Genomic DNA, 17,692 nt, shown 5'->3' with positions numbered 1-17,692 from the left:
AGTTTATTATATATCCACTACGCTTTTTTTACATATCAGAAAAGTTCGGGAGCTACCAATTGTTACACCTCTATAAACCTCCCCATAGTTACCTCAACTTCCGCAATACATAGAAAAATAACAATCCCTATTTTCTTCCCTAAACTACCTTCATCAAAGATTGAAGTCAATCGTGCGTTTGAAAATTTTCTGTGATTTCAAACAAAAAGGTTGCACGATGTATTTAGGTGTGTATATAATGTATATATAGTATATATACATTATATAAGAATGAGTGTTAGGGGGAGTGGATAATTTAGAACTATATCCTCTTCTATCATAGTAAGGTTTATGAGGGAGAAGGGATTACATGTCTAGAGCTGAGGAAAATCCTAAACTGGTCAAACGTTGGATACTCATTTTGGTTATACTTTCTGTTTTTCAGTTGTTTTTTATTATTGCTGATGGAACTATCCTGGAGCCAAATATAAATGATAGTAATCACTTATTCTCCAGAATGGGAAGAAGGATTTTGAACTCGGGGCTTTTTACGGAATGGATAACACCTTATTCCTATCCATTTTTTAATATGTTTACCGTAATTCAGATTGTTGCAATACTTTTTCAAGCAGTCCAAGACATCATTTCACCACGGAAGATCTTAAATAAATAAAGAAGAGGGATTGGCATGCAAATCATTATTTCCAATAGTTCAAAGGAGCCGATTTATGAGCAAATTACCAATCAAATTAAATCGTCCATTTTATCAGGAGAACTACAGGAGGGTACGTCTTTACCTTCCATGCGACAACTAGCAAAGGATTTACAAATTAGTGTGATTACGACGAAACGTGCCTATGAAGAATTGGAAAAGGCGGGTTTTATTTATTCCATTGTTGGAAAAGGGTCGTTTGTTGCTGAGCAAAATTTAGAGATTATTAGAGAGAAGAAGCAGAGGGTCATTGAGGAGCAACTAAATGCAGTCATTATAAATAGCAGAGAAATCGGCTTGCCCCTTGATGAACTGCAGCAATTATTGGAAATCTTATATAAGGAGTGAAAATAGTGGAAAATGTGGTTGAATTGATAAATGTATCGAAAAAGTTTAAAGGCTTTTCCATAAAAAATATAGATTTACATGTGAAACAGGGCTTTGTCACAGGATTCATTGGAGCAAATGGTGCTGGGAAATCAACAACGATAAAAATGATGATGAATTTATTAAGACCGGATGCCGGAGAAGTTAAACTTTTTGGATTGGATTATCAAACAAATGAGAAGGATATAAAGGAGCGCATCGGGTTCGTGTACGATAGCAATGTATTTTTTGAAGGGCTCAATTTAAAAGATATAAAACGTATTGTAGCACCAGCATACAGACGTTGGGACGATACATTATTTCATCAATACGTAGAGAAATTCGAATTACCACTCAATAAATCAATAAAGACATTCTCCAAGGGAATGCAAATGAAGGCATCATTGGCTATTGCTTTATCCCATCATGCAGAGCTGATTATTATGGATGAGCCAACAGCAGGTTTAGATCCCATTTTTAGACGAGAATTGTTGGGTCTCCTGCAAGAATTAATGCTTGATGGAACTCGTACCATATTCTTCTCCACTCATATTACAACAGATTTAGATCGTATTGCAGACTATATAGCATTTATACAAAGAGGGGAATTAGTATTTAGTAAGTCGATTCACGACGTTACTGAAGATTATGCACTTGTTAAAGGGAGAATCGATCTTTTGGACAGAGACACGGAAAAAGCCTTTGTTCACGTTCATCGTGCACCAACAGGTTTTGAAGCTTTAACCGATAATACTACAGAAGTGAAAGAAATTTTTGGAGATACGGTTGTCATGGAACGGGCTTCTCTGGAAGATATTATGTATTACTTTAAAGGAGGGATCCATCATGTTTAATCTAATCAGACGTGATATCATAATACAGAAAAATCAGCTGTTTATCTTTATTCCTTTTATTTTATTCTTTATCATTATGGGTGCACAGCCAGCTTTTACTTTTTTGGTGGCCAGTATTTTTATTCCCTTTAATGCTTTTGGTTACGATGAAAAAGCTGAAACCAATATCTTGTTAAATTCCCTACCTTACAAACGTACGGAGATTATCGCATCACGCTATCTAGGTGCCATTGTATATATGCTTTTATCTATTGGGTTGACTAGTGTAGCATTGTTTGCTTTCAATAAAACTTTTACCATGACTGATGTTGTGATTGGCAGTGGATTATTCTTATTATTTGTAGCTTTAACCTTTCCGTTATTTCATATATTTAAACCAGGGTATATTACGACAGTTGTTCTCATTTCCTTTATTCTTTTATCATGGATAGCTGGTCCTGTTGTTTCGTTTATTTCTAATCATTTAACAGGGATAACTGAATTCTTTGCTAGTTTGTCTACGCCAAGCTTATATATGGGAGCAACCCTTATTGTTATAATTATATATGCTCTTTCGTGGGGGATTTCGACTGTCATTTATGAGCGAAAAGTGTTCTAAGTTTTTTCGTGGGCGAGGTTTTTGTCAAATATGAGAATACGGAAAATGAGCGAAGATGAGAGGTTGACTTCACAAATTTAGAATAGAATACGAGGAAAATATAGTAATTCTATGTAAAATCTAGCATTATATGAACAGTATAAACTGTATAATGTGGACGGATGAATTTAAGAAAATTTGCCGTTTTCCTTCTCGTGCCGTAAGTTATATAATAGCTTATGCTAATTTAATAACTTAACTATGGTTAAATTAAGATTTAAGGACATACCAAGTGTATAGTCCTTTTTAATTTTGAAGGAGGAAGACAAATTGGTAAAATCAAGGTTAATTGGTATCACTCTTGCCTTTTCTATTTCTTTACTGCTGATTGGTTGCGGTAATGGAGAAGAAATGCAGGAAAATGATAATGCAGGAGTAGAGACTGCTAATATAAGTGAAACGGTTGATTATGAGATTATAGGTATTGAGCCTGGAGCAGGAGCAATGGGGCTTTCAGAAACAGCTTTAGAAGAATATGATAGCTTAGCAGGCTGGGAACTTGTAGAAGGTTCCACTGCAGGTATGTTAACAGAGTTAGATAAGGCAATTAGTAATGAAGAGCCAATCATTGTCGTTGGTTGGAATCCACACTATATGTTTGCTTCTCATGATTTGAAGTATTTGGAGGATCCAAAAGGTACATTTGGAGAAGAGGAGAACATCAATACAATAACTAGAATGGGCTTGGAAGAGGACATGCCTGGTGCTAATGAAATTCTCGATCGTTTCTACTGGGAAGTAGAAGATATGGAATCTGTCATGCTCGAGGCGCAAGATATGCCCATGGAAGAAGCGGCGAGCAATTGGGTAGAAGCGAATCGCGATAAAGTTAATGAGTGGACAGAAGGCGTTGAGCCAGATGATGAAAAAGATATTGAACTAGTACTAACCCCTTGGGACTCTGAACGTGCATCTGGTGAAGTGATGAAACTAGTATTGGAAGAACAAGGGTATCAAGTGGAATTAACACCTGTCGACCCAGCAATTGTGTTCCAAGCAATCGCTAATGGTGAAGCTGACGCATCGCTTGCTCCGTGGCTACCTGTAACGCACGGTCCTTTCTATGAAGAATATAAAGAAGATATTGTTGATTTAGGTCCAAACTTAGAAGGTACAATTATTGGTTTGACTGTTCCTGAATATGTGGACATCGAATCAATCGAGGATTTACAACCAAACGAATAATAGATTTTCAGGGTCGGATTGCTCACTTGATAGAGTTAGAGTAATCTGGCCCTTGTTTTTATTTGTGGGGAACCAAGTATAAGGATACCAAACCAATAAAAGTCATACTAATTACACAGCAAGGAAATTATCAAGAAATTCATGAGGGGATACTCTGTCACTATTGTGCTACAATTGCTGTTATGGATTGGGTGAGCTAGGCAATTTTTAATTAAAAAGCAAGTTAGTGAAATAGTGAAACACATTTCTTTCTAATTCGTAGTAAAGTATAAACGTAAAAATGTCTGGGGGTGTCAACAAATGAAAAAATATATAATCTTTGCGATTAGTTTTCTATTATTACTTTCATTATTCCAGGTTATTTCTGGATGGTTTCTTACATTTATGTATACACCGGATGTAACAGATGCGTGGAATGTGAGTGCTAATTTATCTAGTGAAGTTGTTATTAGAAGTGATAACAGAAATGATTTACTGACAATATTTTTTGCCTTTCTTTCTGCGATTATAGCTTATTTTATCTCCTGGAAAATGACTAAAAATTAACAATTAAATATTCTAAGCGTTTCTGTCTATAAGTTAGCCACAGGAGGAATGCTGATTTTTAGCAAAGACGGGAAAGGAACCCCCGTGTCCTTATCCTCGGTCCAGTGCGCTAGGGGGTTGTTCCATCCATCCGTTATCGATCATGATATTTGCTCCATCTTCTACATAAAGAGTGACATCCATTATAAATCGTGCATACATAGCTCCAATATCGCGCCTCCCGTTTAGGGATGCTCCATTTGCATACGATCTTATCTTCATGGAAAACATATCCATTTTGTGAAACAACATTAGCTTATCCGAAAATGGCGGTATGGTAGAATCTGTGACCATCTGATCCAATAAGGGTGGGGCAGGCAAATTATCTTTATACAACATTTCGGTAGCTGTAGTAATGTGTCGGTGGTTTATGTTCTTTCCTCGCTCGAAATATCGTTTTATTTTTTGGTCTTGGACTACTTGTTTAAAGGCGACTATTAGTGCCTTACTGGTCGTATCGTTATTGATGTCATCGTATAGATGGCCAATTTCTAATCCATGCAATGGTCTCTTATCGCCAAAAAATCCATTCAAATAACTTTGACTTTTTATAAAATCTATCTTCTTAGGTGTAGGGATATCTGGGCCGCCATAAAAAATCCCTTTCGACTTAAGTACTTCATTTACACTGGATATTAATTCTACTGTTCTTTGTAATGTTTCAGCTAAGAAATCTCTAATATCTTTTCTTGTAATGATAGGAATACCTGCATTGTAAAGACTCATTCCTGCTCTTCCAGTGTAACCTAAGTAATACAAATAAAACTCGTCAGCAAATAATCTTGGTGCATCTAAATTTACGTCTTCTTCTGTTGTTAATCCTTTTGGTACAGGAAAATTACTTTGATGAAAGATTTCTTTAATCCTGTGCAGAATATCTTCACTTAGAGTAAGTGCATCATTTAGTACACTTTTTATCTCCAGATCATCTACGTTTTTCAAGTAGTATGTAAGGACACATTTTCCCATGCTGTTTCCAATATATGTCACCCACAGCTTGCCCATTTCCGTTGCTGTTAATGAAGTGTTATCGTGGTAGCTAATTTCCTCTGACATGAGTAATCTCTCCCAAGCTTTTAATAATAATATTATTATCTATTTTGTTGTTCAATATGTATAAGGAGTTTTATCATCACCGAATAAGATTAGTATTATAATACATACTAATTGTGTTTACTATTTAATTGAATTGTTCGAAATAAAGGAGGTAGCTTTGCGAGATGATATTTGAAGATCCGGTGATGGCCAGTAGATTTTTGACGTTAATGACTCTGACCTTTCATATTATTTATGCGACGATTGGTGTGGGAATCCCTCTTTTCATCATTATCGCGCACTGGCTGGGAATTCGGAAAAACGATGAACATTACATATATATGGCAAGAAGATGGTCAAGGGGATATCTGGTTACGGTGGCTGTTGGAGTCGTAACAGGAACGATTATTGGGCTGCAGCTTTCCTTGCTTTGGCCAAGGTTCATGGAGCTAGCTGGTCAAATTATTGCCTTGCCGTTATTTATGGAGACCTTTGCATTCTTTTTTGAAGCTATCTTTTTAGGAATATACGCCTATACTTGGGATCGATTTGATAATCAGAAAAAACATTTCCTCTTGCTTATTCCAGTTGCCATTGGCGGAGGGATGTCTGCTTTCTTTATCACGATTGTTAATTCGTTTATGAACGCTCCCGCCGGCTTTGACCTTGTAAATGGAGAGCTTGTCAATGCTAATCCAATTGCTGCCATGTTTAATCCGGCGATGCCGACGAAAGTATTCCATGTTGTTGTTTCCTCTTATATGACAGCTGCATTTGTCCTGGCATCGATTGCTGCATACAGGCTGCTGAAGGGATCAAGACACAGTTATCACAAAAAAGCCCTTTATTTAACCATGAAAATTGGTCTTATTTTTGCTATTGCAACAGCCATTAATGGGGATTTTTCAGGGAAGTATCTCGCAGCCTATCAACCAGAAAAGCTAGCTGCGGCAGAGTGGCATTTTGAAACAGATGATTATGCACCGTTATTGATGTATGGAATCTTGGATGAAGATCAGGAAGTGAAGTATGCGATTAAGGTTCCTTATATGTTGAGCATTCTCGGTTTTGGAAATCCTGCTGCAGAAGTAATCGGACTTAATGATTTTCCAGAAGAGGAGACTCCCCCACTTATTGTTCACTACTTTTTTGATTCCATGGTAACGATAGGGAGCTTCATGATTATCTTAGCCCTCATCTATTGGATAGGGATTAAAAGAGGCTGGACCTTTGTAAAATCGCGTATTTATCGCTGGCTTATTGTTCTTGGTGGACCATTATCCATTCTGGCTATTGAGTTTGGCTGGTGGATGGCAGAAGTTGGGAGACAGCCATGGATTTTAAGGGGAATTATGACAGTCGAAGAAGCTGCAACAACCAGTGATTATGTAAACGTCATGATTATTCTTTTTGCTTTGTTATACCTCATTTTGGGAGTGGGAACGGTTGTCGTGTTGCGACGTATCTTTAAAAACAACCCTGTTGAGAAGGAACTGAAAGCTGTAGAGCAAGGAGATGATCAGGCATGAGCTTAGAAATACTAGGGATTGCTGTTCTTTGGACGTTCTTGTTTGGCTACGTTATTATTGGCTCGATTGATTACGGTGCAGGCTTTTTTAATGCGTACAGTATTATCACCGGAAAACAGCATATCTTATCAAAGATTATTCAGCAGTACCTTTCTCCAGTATGGGAAATAACCAATGTCTTTTTCGTTTTCTTTTTTGTAGGGATTGTTGGATTTTTCCCACAGACTGCCTATTACATTGGAACCATCTTTCTTATTCCTGGAAGTATCGGGTTGATTTTACTGGCTATTCGAGGTTCCTATTATGCTTTTGAAACCTACAGTTCCAAGGGGCATAAAGGATATGCATTTATGTATGGACTCACTGGTTTGCTGATTCCTGCTTCGTTATCAACGGTTCTAGCAATATCAGAAGGCGGATTTGTCTATTTAGAGGAAGGAAATCCAGTGTTAGATTACTGGGAGTTATTCACCAGTCCGGTTTCCTGGTCGATTGTCGCCTTAAGTATTGTTGCTGTTCTCTATATTTCATCCGTCTTTTTGACATGGTATGCCAACCAAACGGGAGATGAGGACGCTACGAATCTGATGCGAAAATATGCGTTGATTTGGGCAGTGCCATTAATTATTACTGCGGTTGGTATTGTTTATGAGTTGAGCTTTCATAATACGGAACATTATAACCGACTGACTGACTTATGGTGGATGTTTGGTCTGTCTTTTATACTTTGGGCACTGACTGTTTGGCTATTATGGAAAAAGCGGAACTACGGAACCGCTGTGTGGCTCTTATTTGGACAATTTGCATTGGCGTTTTATGGATATGGGATATCCCATTATCCGTATTTGCTATACCCCCATCTAACGATCTATGAAGGATTTACAAATCAAGCGATGGCTATTTCCCTTGTCATTGTATTTATTCTTGGATTGGCTTTATTGGTTCCTTCATTGTATTTGGTTTTAAAGCTATTTTTATTTGATAAAGATTATGTACAAGGTAAGAAAAATAAAGGGTGACGTCTTATGTTGGATAATTTCATGCTTTTCATAGCACCAGTTATTATTGCATTGGTAGCTATCGTCGTTTCATTCTGGGCCGCTCTAAAAGATTCCCCGGTTACGGAAGAAGATGACTAGAGAAAACGCTCCATTCACCTTTCCCTTGTGAATGGAGCGTTTTCCTTTTTAAAGTCGTAGTTGATAGAAGTTTGTGATAATCTAAATTCAGAGTAATGTACTCAACTCTCGCTACGGAACGACACTACGCCTTCCGCGGAGAGCAGGTGAGTCTTCTTCAATGAGCGATTATAAAACTGGAGGAGCGCCTATAAAAGAGAAGGAGCGCCTATAAAAGTGTAGGAACGCCTATAAAAGTGTAGGAGCGCCTATAAAAGAGAAGGGGCGCCTATAAAATTGTAGGAGCGCCTATAAAATTGTAGGAGCGCCTATAAAATTGTAGGAGCGCCTATAAAATTGTAGGAGCGCCTATAAAATTGTAGGAGCGCCTATAAAAGAGAAGGAGCGCCTATAAAAATGAAGGAGCGCTTATAAAAGAGAAGGAGCGCCTATAAAAGTGTAGGAGCGCCTATAAAACGGAAGGGGCGCCTATAAAATTGTAGGAGCGCCTATAAAACGGAAGGAGCGCCTATAAAAGTGTAGGAGCGCCTATAAAAGTGTAGGAGCGCCTATAAAATTGTAGGAGCGCCTATAAAAGAGAAGGAGCGCCTATAAAATTGTAGGAACGCCTATAAAAGAGAAGGAGCGCCTATAAAAGAGAAGGGGCGCCTATAAAAGTGTAGGAGCGCCTATAAAATTGTAGGAGCGCCTATAAAAGAGAAGGAGCGCCTATAAAAATGAAGGAGCGCCTATAAAAATGAAGGAGCGCCTATAAAAATGAAGGAGCGCCTATAAAAATGAAGGAGCGCCTATAAAAGAGAAGGAGCGCCTATAAAAGTGTAGGAGCGCCTATAAAACTGGAGGAGCGCCTATAAAACGGAAGGAACGCCTATAAAAGAGAAGGAGCGCTTATAAAAAAAGGAGGTTCGCCTATTAACAAATTGAATCAGGACATTAGTTATAACTGGGTTATTTTTTGCATACAAAAACAGGCTGGGACATAACTAAAGTGTTTAATTCAGAAAACGAACAATGTGCTACATAGCGGAGGAAATATACGTAGACTCCTGCGGGAAGAAGAGCATCGGTGAGACTGCGTAGTGCGGCAGCACGAAGGAGGCTCACCAGCTCCCCGCGGAAAGCGAAGTATATTTCCGGAGCGTATTTATGCACCGATCCACCAATCATGTTCGGGATTTCTTTGAGAAAATACTTTTGTCCCAGCCTCTTTTTAATATACATTTTGATATACAAAATAGAGTTTTGCGATAGGAATCGGAACCCGTTATTAAAAAGAAATAACGTTTTTTTCTATTTGGTTCATTCGATAAAAATAACCCTGCTTCTCCATTAATGTCTTATATGTTCCTATTTCTACGATCTTTCCATGATCCATGACAATGATTTGGTCCATTTTGTCGAGTCCGGTCAAGCGGTGGGTGATAAGGACAAGGGTATCCTGTTTCGCCACCTCCATTAGATGATTGTAAATGGCTGATTCTGTTACAGGGTCCAATGAGGAGGTTGGTTCATCTAATAACCACAAGGGAGATCGCTTTAACAGTATTCGCGCAATGGCCAACCGCTGTTTTTCTCCACCAGATAGATTTTCAGCCTTTTCTAAAATCTGATCCTGTAAGTCGAGGTTTTCAAGTTGGACAGCTGCTAATACGTGTTGCAATTCCTCCATTGTTGCAGCTTTATTCGCAAGCAGTAAATTATCCTCTACCGTACCGTAAAAGAAATGATGGTGCTGCAAGATGACGTTTGTATTTTTCCAAATACTATCTGGTTCTATTTGCTGATAGCTTTTGTTGTTTAACCTAATATCTCCTTGATCGAGTGAATAAAAGGAGAGCAGTAAGTTTAGTAAAGTAGATTTCCCTGATCCGCTAGGGCCTACAATTGCTGTTTTAGAGCCTGCAGGGAGTTTGAATGTCACGTCATCAATAGCTTTCATGGATTGATCAGGAAATGTAAACGAAGCATGCTCTATCTTGATGCTAGGAGCATCGGATAATATTAATTCTTCTTTTTTCTTACTCGCTTGATCCTGTTTGTCATTACTTTTTACAATTTCATTTAATCGGGAAGCCGCTTGTCGATTGTCTTCAAAATGACTTGGAAAGACTGCCATGGATGTGACATTTTCGAAAACGGTTAAAGAAATCATCACAAGCAAGGCAAGATACACACCATTCAACTGTCCGTTGGCTACTAAGTAGGCGCCATACCCTAGAACTAATAGTGTCATGATAGAAGCGAGGAAACCATTTAACGATTCACTGAATAACTGTTCGGTAGTTTCTGCTTCTTGTTCTTTGACATAAGCATCCGCCACCTGAAAAAGCTGATCCTTTTTCTTTTCTTGTTTTTGATATGTTTTTAAATCTCGAAAACCATAAAGAAATTCCGTCACATTTGTCGATAAATTGGCTCGATATTGGCGGACAGGGCGCTTTACTTTTCTTTGCCTAAGAGCAAATATGGCTGGAATTAGGATGGTTGTAAGAATAAACCCTAAGAATAATAAAACAGCGGCTCCCAAGGAAAAGAAGCTTGTGAAATAAATCGTAAAACTAAATATCAAAGCTATCACGATAGGTGGATAGAAGACCCGTAAAAAGAAATTCTGTAATGTTTCGACATCTCCTATTATCTTTGCTAACAAATCTCCACTTCGGTGTTTTTGAAAAATATGGGCTGATTGATCGGTAAGCTTTTCGTAAAACAGCACCCTTAAGTGACTCAACATGGAAAATGTTCCTTGATGGGAATAATATCTTTCACCATACCGACTGAGTGCAGAGGTGATTCCTAATAATTTTATCGATGCTACTAATATTATTAATGTGTAGATGGGAGGAGCGAATGCCGATTGAGATAGTAAATAGCCACTGGAAGCAAATAAAGCGACTGCAGTCAATCCGGCAATGAACCCACAAATGACGGAGACATACATTGCCTTTTTCTCAAGAAATATAATCCTGATTAGTATTTGTAATTCTTTCAACCCATGCACCTCCCTGATCTGTCGTTAACATGTTTCGAAATAATTGTTTCTTCATCAGTTCATGGAAGTTTCCTGATGCGATAATCTCTCCATCTTCCATGAAGAAAATAATATCAGCTTGATTAATCGTATATAGGCGATGTGCAATCGTCACCACGGTGGATGTCTTTGATAATTCCATTATGGAAGCCTGTAAGATTTGTTCGGTTTGAATGTCCAACCCAGTTGTCGGTTCATCAAACAAAATGAACGTAGGCTGTTTTAAAAATGCTCTAGCTAATGCGATTCGCTGCATTTCTCCACCCGAAAGTCCTCTTCCACCTTCGCCAATTTGTGTATGATATCCATCTTTCATTGATTGTACAACTCTTGATAGACCAGCTTTTTCTCCAGCTTTTTGTATGTCTTTTTCCGTACAATATGGGGAGCCAATTGCTATATTTTCAGCAATCGTTCCAGAAAAAATATAGGGAAACTGGGAAATATAGCTTAATCCTGAAAACCAATCAGATTCTTGTAAAGATTCCCGGTTATCCCCATTCACCAATATTTGCCCATTTTCATTAGGGAGTAGGCCAGCCAGCATATTTAATAGGGTCGTCTTTCCTGATCCTGTTTTTCCAATGACAGCTATATTTTCGAATGCGTGAATATGTATCTGTATATTTTTTAAAGCAAAGCGATCCCTGTTATAACGATACGTGACATCTTCTAATGTAATTTCTGGTGGCTTCTTCCAGTCATATCTTTTCGTTCCCCAATTGACCGGTACCGTTTCTTCAGCCAGGTCTTCTTCGATAATTTTCGCCGCTCCCATGCTTTCCTTGGATAAATGAAAAGCACTGCCCAGCTCTTTTAATTTATTAAAGAACTCTGGTGCCAAAAGGAGCATCAAGAAACCAGGGAAAAAGTCTAAATTCTGAAATACAATCATGCGAAAGGCAACTTCGAGAGCTATTAGTCCAATGCTTAGCATCGAGATAAATTCAAGTGCTAATGAATTTTGAAAGGCAATTTTTAAGACACTTATGGTTGCTTCTTTAAATTGATGACTGCTTTCTTGAATTTTCTTTTTCTGGGTGTTGGATTGTCCAAATAACTTTAGTGTATTTATCCCTTGCAAGGCATCCAAAAATTGGCCAGAGAAAGCGGACATTTTTGCTAACTGCTCTTCTGATTTATCCCTCGTCTTAAATCCTATGATCATCATAAAAATGGGAATAAACGGGGCAGTAGCAAGAATAATAATCCCTGTTGTCCAATGCTCCCAGAAAATAACGAGTAAAATCATAAAGGAAATAGTAAAGATTTGTATGAACTGTGGAAGGTATTTGCTGTAGTAGCTATCTAATTTATCCACCGTATCAAGCAATACACTAACCTTTTTCCCAGATTGTCCCTGAAGAGAAGCCAGCAAAGAGTTATGGCTGTGTTTGTGTATAAGCGATTTTCGGATATTGCTTTTTACTTTTGCTGCTAATTGAATCCCGATTTTTCCACAGAGAAAGTGACTAAGATGACGTACAGCTAGTATAAAAAACAGTCCGGTTAACAATGGGAGAGCCTGGGCGAAAGGAGCTCCTTTGAGAAAAACTTTTTCAATGATTAATACCAGCAAATAAGCTTGGCCAATAATAGAAATGCCAGAAAAAATGGCAAACAGGGTGATGAAACGAACTTCCTTTTTATTTTCTTTCATGACTTCCTTTATTCGCAGCATTGTTAGCCAACCTTTCTAATGCTTTTTTACAAGAGTTTATGATAATGAGCGTTGTCTATCAGTTTATACATAATTATCGTTAATTATTATTCGTTTAGTGTAACGGCACTTCCAGATGGAAAAATGACTCTATTATAAAACTACACGAAAAGAGCCGAAAAAATAGAATATATAATTTCTATGTTTTATTTTCCTAGAATCAGGGTAGACAATAGATGTAAGTAATTTTGATAGAAAGGATGGCTACCATTGAGAAGAAATGCACAATATCAACCAACTGTAAATCAGCAATTATCAGATGCACAGGAAGTACACTATGCCAGGGAATTTAAAAAAGCTGATATTGCTGGAGGATATCGTAAATCAGAAGTAATAGAGGCAAAAGATGAGAATCCGAATCTATTAAAATAATTGAATAAGAAGCGAGGTACAAGTCTTTCCACCAGTAATGTAGGGAATAAGAAAAGGTACCCTCTTATACTATGAATCTTATAGTTTTAAATCACTCCGAAAGATGTTACAATACAATTTAGTTTATTAAAATAGTATACAAAGATAGGATAAAGAGAATAGAATGCTCATTATCCATCTTTAGATAGATATTTATCGTGTTCAAGTCAATTTAAAAGTAGGTTATGATGAATTAGACATTATGCTAAAAATCATTAAAGCCAAAATAAGAGGTAGTTATATCGCTACCCTTATTTTGGCTTTTTTACGTTGAAGTACTTTTCAATGAAGGGAATATGGTACTGTCAAAGTTTTGAAACTTTATGAGATGGATTTTCAAAATGGAGGATTAAAGGGATGGCCGGTTTTAATGGGGAATTGGATAATCAACATAAGTTCCTGCAATTAGAAGAATATATAAAAACACAAATAAATCATACATTCACCATCGCCTCTGCAGAAAAGGAACCTTTTTTCATTATTAATTTGGAAAATCAAATTAGATATGCAAGTGATTGCTGCGAACCACTATTAGGGTATGCACCTGACGAATTATCAACGATGAACCTTTATGATATTTTCCCAAATAGTGATTTGCCAATTACGGATTTTTTCACGGAAACCCTGCAAACTGCTGCAGCAAAAGCTTTCACGAAGAACTATTGTGAGAGTAAAGAATTGCGTCTTATTTTTTTGCCGATTTATTCGAACGATCATTTGATAGGAAGATATGTATTCTTCAAATCCACCATGTTAGATCAACCATCCTTAGAAGCAGAACCTCAAGAAGATGGAGATACATCCTATAAAAACTTAATTGATCACTCTCCATTTGGCATCATTATTGTAGCGAACTATAAAGTAGAATATATCAATCTGTTGGCTTTGAGAGCAATGGGTGCTAAAGGAAAAGAAAGTGTGGTGGGTAAAAGCATTTTTGATCTAGTTCCAGCAGAAGACATTCCTTTAGTTAGAGAAAAAATTGATCAGTCAGATCAAAGCGTGATTGAGCGCCCGTATAACCAAAGGATATTAAAACTGGATGGAAGTCAAATAGAAACGGAAATGCAAGTATTGCCAGCTATTTATAATCAAAAGAAAATGACGCATTTTATTATTAGAGATTTGTTTGATCATAAAAAGCACTTTAATCTATCTATTCTAATTGCCACTGGAATAGCATATGAACTAAAAAACCCAGTGATTCGAGTGAAAGGTTTTATGGAACTAATACGAAGCGGGAAAAATGAAGAAGCATATTTTAATCAAATTGCAGAAGATATGAGTTACATAGAAAAAATAGTGAATGAGGTACTTGTTTTAGAGGGAAATAAATATGGGATTCATAATGATCGAGATGCGAGCACCATACTAGGGTTAATTAAAGAATCTATGAAATGATAAGAAGTTAGTTTTGCATTTTTACTTGATGAATGGTAGTCTAGAGGAGACTAATGTCTTATAGTCATTAGTATGAACTGATATTTTTTAATTTGATTTATTACTTTGACTAATTATACATATAAATAGATTCTAGAAATCTATTTCTAATTTGAATCGGTAAATGGTAGAAATTATGTTAAATAGCAAGTCTAACCATGGCCTAACTTCTTATTAAAGGAAGTTAGGCCTTTTTTGTTTTTTTTAGGCTCTTTTTCTAATAGATTGTTGCTTATATGGTTATGTCTTATTTTGAATAGAATATGGATTCTTTAATCTCGTCTAGGCCTATCAACCTGCAGGAGTCGACTGCCCTCTGCTCCAATCAACACTGTTTTAAGGAGTATAACGATTTCTTACCTAAAAATCAGAAAACCTATCATTTATCATTAGAAAAAGATATCAAGTTAACACAAATTTCCGGAGTGGGGGGCAAAGCGCATTACTATGAATTCAGATTATAAATGAATTTATCAACTTAGTTAATAAGAGTAAAAAACTTATTTTTATTTAAAAATAAAAAGGCGGAAAGTATAAATGGAAAATGTAATAAATGAAATACAAGAACTAAATAGTACAATTAGTAAACATTTGAAATACTGGTATGGAAAGGGACCACAAACGTGTTATTCCTCTCTGCATGAAAATAAATTAATCATACACATTAATAAGTTCATGACTCCTTCAGAGAAAGCTTTATTAGAAAATAATAAGGAACCTTTAGCATATAGCTTCCGGACCTCCGTAATGGATCGTATTTGTAAAGATTTACAAGCGGAAATTCACCGTGCTTTAGGAATTTCATTTAATCATTATGCAAGTGATTGGGATTTTGTCACAGATACAGGGATTATTTTGTTTCAAAATGAACAAGCTAATTGGAAATGTGAAAATATCGATCAACAAACGAAACACCATATTGAAAATAAAGTGATGAAAGTCAGTGCCAATGTACATAAAGTTCCCACCCATTTAGAAATGGTTATGTTTAACAAGCGAATGTTTGCTGTCAAATGTCATGAAGTGATGCTTCAGGTTGAAAAAATATTATATAAAAAAGGGCACACGGATATCTTGCAAGAACGAGCGAAGGAGATTAAAAAAAGTTATCAAGAATCTTTAGGTGAAGTAATGGGCAAGGAAGTCAAAGGAGTTTATATGATTTGGGACTATCAGTATGATCAAAGTTACTTTTTCTTTTACTTGCGATAACAACTGATACGTCTCATGAGGAGGTATTTTGTGGATCAAAACATATTAAATTCCATAAGCAGTTATACAAGTAAATTATTAAGGAAAAATTTTGGCAAGGGCCCAAAATCATGTCAAACGACGGTAAATCATAAGTTTGTTGTTCTGTATATACGAGGATTTATCTCTCCGATGGAAGAAGTACTTATCAGTCAGGGGCAAACAAATCAAGTGACAAAGGCTAGAAATGTTATTATTAACCAAGTTTTGGAGGAATTAACCGGAGTAATCCAAGTGTCCCTAAACAGTGAAGTGGAGTATTATTATCACGATTGGAATTTTCCTAATAATACTGGGAATATTATTTATGTGTTAAATGAAGAGATTAGGAACGAGAATATTAATTCAATGATAGATAATTCTTTGTTAGAACAAGAGGTTGCCCGAATTAGTGAATTAGTTCAAAAAGTACCCGACAATATAAATATTTATCCGGTATCGTCAACCATATACTTAGTCGGACGGATTGGCATCTTAGTTCCAATTGAAAAAGCCCTAATAAATAAGGGATTTAAGGATGAATTATTATTTACAAAAGACAGTCTGGAAAAGAGTTATTTTCATCGCTACGGAAAATTTAAAGATATATTTAAAAGTGATATCAAGGACATTTTTATTGATTGGAATACGAAAGAAGATAAGTCATTAATGGCATTTATATTAGGAAACTGAATTCGTTCCCGGTTTAGGCACTCTTTCATGGTATATGGGAGGGTGCCAGTTTATTACAGCAGCCCATTCGACAATATTCAACAAAAACCGGGGAGTGCCAGGCACCTTGTTAGGTTTGGCTTCCATCACAGACCTACCTGTTTTTTTGTTGCGTTTTGAAGGTTATGTTAATGTAAATAAAGAAGCTATGGGACAGGTTGGACAAATAATATTGAGGGGGGGAACGAGCTGGTGAAATTTACAAAACTATTGATGGTGGTAATCTTTGTATTAATATTGGCAGGATGTATAGGAGAAGATTATGATGTTGGTGTACCAACTGCTCATGTACAATTAGAACTTGGCTTGGAAAATCCAGCAACGCAATTAACCGAAGCGAATATTAGTTGGAGCTCGTCGAGTGGAGAGGTAGAAGAAACAGTAGAAAATATCGAAGAATTTGGCTTATCACAAGAGGTAATTAGGGTATCGCCGAATCAAAAAGCAACTTTAGACTTTATGGAGAATGAAGAAAATGGTGGAGATATTTGGTCCAATCCAAGGATTACAGCTACTTTATGGAGGGATGGAGAATCAATAGATTTGGAACTGAGTGATTATAGAGAATTCCGATTCCCAACGAACGAAGGGAATTATGTATTAGAAGTTATCTTTAGTAATCCTGGAAATCGTGCACAATATGTAGGTCATATTGATATTCAAGAAAAAAAGGAGATAACCATAAAGGATAATGAAAAACTTCCAAGATTCTCCTTAATGGAATTGCCATCGATTAAAAAGTTCCAATCAGAAAGTGCAGATGGTGTGGTATTTAATCACAGTTATACAGAAGTATGTTGGAATGATTGTAATGACAAAAATACATATAATTATTCGGACATTCATGCGGGGGATGTGGAAATAGGTGACCAAATACTGATAGACTGGCATAAAATGAATCCTCAGCCTACTGAGGTGAATCTCATTGAAATAAATACGGAGAATAACGAAGAAGTGAACAAGGTGAAGGTAGATAGTACGAATACGCCACTAAATATGGAAGTGGATGAACAGAAAATGGGAGTTCAATATGCTTTAGAATTTTTATGGGCGAAAGGAAATAATTTAAAAGGTAAAAGTGTGTTGGATTTTAAACTAGAATAAATA

At 36.6% G+C, this 17,692-nt stretch carries 17 protein-coding genes; 14 read left to right on the top strand and 3 right to left on the bottom strand.

The window, feature by feature from the left end; translation table 11 throughout:
• Nucleotides 1–349 precede the first annotated feature (349 nt).
• The 6 genes from D8M06_RS15960 (at nucleotide 350) to D8M06_RS15935 (ending at nucleotide 4,279) form a co-directional block, all read left to right on the top strand.
• Nucleotides 350–652 (top strand): YfzA family protein, encoded by a 303-nt coding sequence (locus D8M06_RS15960; RefSeq protein ID WP_121205600.1) that lies wholly within the window; start codon nucleotides 350–352, stop codon nucleotides 650–652.
• Nucleotides 653–667: 15 nt separating this feature from the next.
• The gene (locus tag D8M06_RS15955; RefSeq protein WP_121205599.1) at nucleotides 668–1,039 is read left to right on the top strand and encodes a GntR family transcriptional regulator; all 372 of its coding nucleotides are present in this window, start codon (nucleotides 668–670) and stop codon (nucleotides 1,037–1,039) included.
• 5 nt (nucleotides 1,040–1,044) lie between these two features.
• On the top strand, nucleotides 1,045–1,911 hold the full coding sequence (locus D8M06_RS15950) for an ABC transporter ATP-binding protein (protein ID WP_121205598.1): 867 nt from the start codon (nucleotides 1,045–1,047) through the stop codon (nucleotides 1,909–1,911).
• Complete coding sequence (locus D8M06_RS15945) at nucleotides 1,904–2,509, top strand: ABC-2 transporter permease (protein ID WP_121205597.1); 606 nt, start codon at nucleotides 1,904–1,906, stop codon at nucleotides 2,507–2,509. The genes D8M06_RS15950 and D8M06_RS15945 overlap by 8 nt, the downstream gene beginning before the upstream one ends.
• A gap of 309 nt (nucleotides 2,510–2,818) precedes the next feature.
• Nucleotides 2,819–3,733 carry a glycine betaine ABC transporter substrate-binding protein gene (locus D8M06_RS15940; protein ID WP_241558970.1) on the top strand — a complete coding sequence of 305 codons (915 nt, stop codon included), beginning with the start codon at nucleotides 2,819–2,821 and terminating at the stop codon, nucleotides 3,731–3,733.
• Between the two features lie 300 nt (nucleotides 3,734–4,033).
• Complete coding sequence (locus tag D8M06_RS15935; RefSeq protein WP_121205596.1) at nucleotides 4,034–4,279, top strand: hypothetical protein; 246 nt, start codon at nucleotides 4,034–4,036, stop codon at nucleotides 4,277–4,279.
• A 90-nt stretch (nucleotides 4,280–4,369) separates the two neighbouring features.
• On the opposite strand, the gene D8M06_RS15930 is transcribed toward D8M06_RS15935, so the two are convergent.
• Complete coding sequence (locus tag D8M06_RS15930) at nucleotides 4,370–5,374, bottom strand: DUF3231 family protein (RefSeq protein WP_121205595.1); 1,005 nt, start codon at nucleotides 5,372–5,374, stop codon at nucleotides 4,370–4,372.
• 164 nt (nucleotides 5,375–5,538) lie between these two features.
• Here D8M06_RS15930 and D8M06_RS15925 point away from each other — a divergent pair, with 164 nt between their 5' ends.
• Genes D8M06_RS15925 through cydS form a run of 3 tightly spaced genes read left to right on the top strand, consistent with a single transcriptional unit; the run spans nucleotide 5,539 to nucleotide 8,021 of the window.
• Nucleotides 5,539–6,882, top strand: coding sequence for a cytochrome ubiquinol oxidase subunit I (locus tag D8M06_RS15925; protein ID WP_121205594.1), 1,344 nt, complete (start codon nucleotides 5,539–5,541; stop codon nucleotides 6,880–6,882).
• Nucleotides 6,879–7,901, top strand: coding sequence for a cytochrome d ubiquinol oxidase subunit II (locus tag D8M06_RS15920; RefSeq protein WP_121205593.1), 1,023 nt, complete (start codon nucleotides 6,879–6,881; stop codon nucleotides 7,899–7,901). The genes D8M06_RS15925 and D8M06_RS15920 overlap by 4 nt, the downstream gene beginning before the upstream one ends.
• A 6-nt stretch (nucleotides 7,902–7,907) precedes the next feature.
• A complete protein-coding gene (gene cydS / locus D8M06_RS20460; RefSeq protein ID WP_421904598.1) occupies nucleotides 7,908–8,021 on the top strand; it encodes a cytochrome bd oxidase small subunit CydS family protein in 114 nt (37 codons plus the stop codon).
• A gap of 1,267 nt (nucleotides 8,022–9,288) precedes the next feature.
• On the opposite strand, the gene cydC is transcribed toward cydS, so the two are convergent.
• Both cydC and cydD read right to left on the bottom strand, forming a co-directional pair.
• Nucleotides 9,289–11,013 (bottom strand): thiol reductant ABC exporter subunit CydC, encoded by a 1,725-nt coding sequence (gene cydC, locus D8M06_RS15915; protein ID WP_121205592.1) that lies wholly within the window; start codon nucleotides 11,011–11,013, stop codon nucleotides 9,289–9,291.
• Nucleotides 10,973–12,733: a thiol reductant ABC exporter subunit CydD gene (gene cydD, locus D8M06_RS15910; RefSeq protein ID WP_121205591.1), complete on the bottom strand. Its 1,761-nt coding sequence runs from the start codon at nucleotides 12,731–12,733 to the stop codon at nucleotides 10,973–10,975. The genes cydC and cydD overlap by 41 nt, the downstream gene beginning before the upstream one ends.
• 249 nt (nucleotides 12,734–12,982) lie before the next feature.
• On the opposite strand from cydD, the gene D8M06_RS15905 reads away from it, so the two are divergent.
• The 5 genes from D8M06_RS15905 (at nucleotide 12,983) to D8M06_RS20055 (ending at nucleotide 17,689) form a co-directional block, all read left to right on the top strand.
• Complete coding sequence (locus D8M06_RS15905) at nucleotides 12,983–13,144, top strand: YfhE family protein (protein ID WP_121205590.1); 162 nt, start codon at nucleotides 12,983–12,985, stop codon at nucleotides 13,142–13,144.
• Nucleotides 13,145–13,540: 396 nt separating this feature from the next.
• Nucleotides 13,541–14,584: a PAS domain S-box protein gene (locus tag D8M06_RS15900; RefSeq protein WP_121205589.1), complete on the top strand. Its 1,044-nt coding sequence runs from the start codon at nucleotides 13,541–13,543 to the stop codon at nucleotides 14,582–14,584.
• Between the two features lie 576 nt (nucleotides 14,585–15,160).
• Nucleotides 15,161–15,835: a Na-translocating system protein MpsC family protein gene (locus D8M06_RS15895; protein WP_121205588.1), complete on the top strand. Its 675-nt coding sequence runs from the start codon at nucleotides 15,161–15,163 to the stop codon at nucleotides 15,833–15,835.
• Nucleotides 15,836–15,865: 30 nt separating this feature from the next.
• The gene (locus D8M06_RS15890; RefSeq protein ID WP_241558969.1) at nucleotides 15,866–16,546 is read left to right on the top strand and encodes a Na-translocating system protein MpsC family protein; all 681 of its coding nucleotides are present in this window, start codon (nucleotides 15,866–15,868) and stop codon (nucleotides 16,544–16,546) included.
• Between the two features lie 231 nt (nucleotides 16,547–16,777).
• Nucleotides 16,778–17,689, top strand: a complete 912-nt coding sequence (locus D8M06_RS20055) for a hypothetical protein (protein WP_194074644.1) — start codon at nucleotides 16,778–16,780, stop codon at nucleotides 17,687–17,689.
• The last annotated feature ends 3 nt before the right edge of the window (nucleotides 17,690–17,692 follow it).

The organism is Oceanobacillus halophilus (assembly GCF_003628505.1).
In the GTDB taxonomy this organism is placed as follows: Bacteria; Bacillota; Bacilli; order Bacillales; family Amphibacillaceae; genus Oceanobacillus; species Oceanobacillus halophilus.
The sequence above is the reverse complement of the archived record's forward strand: the minus strand, read 5'-3'. Positions and strand labels throughout refer to the sequence as shown.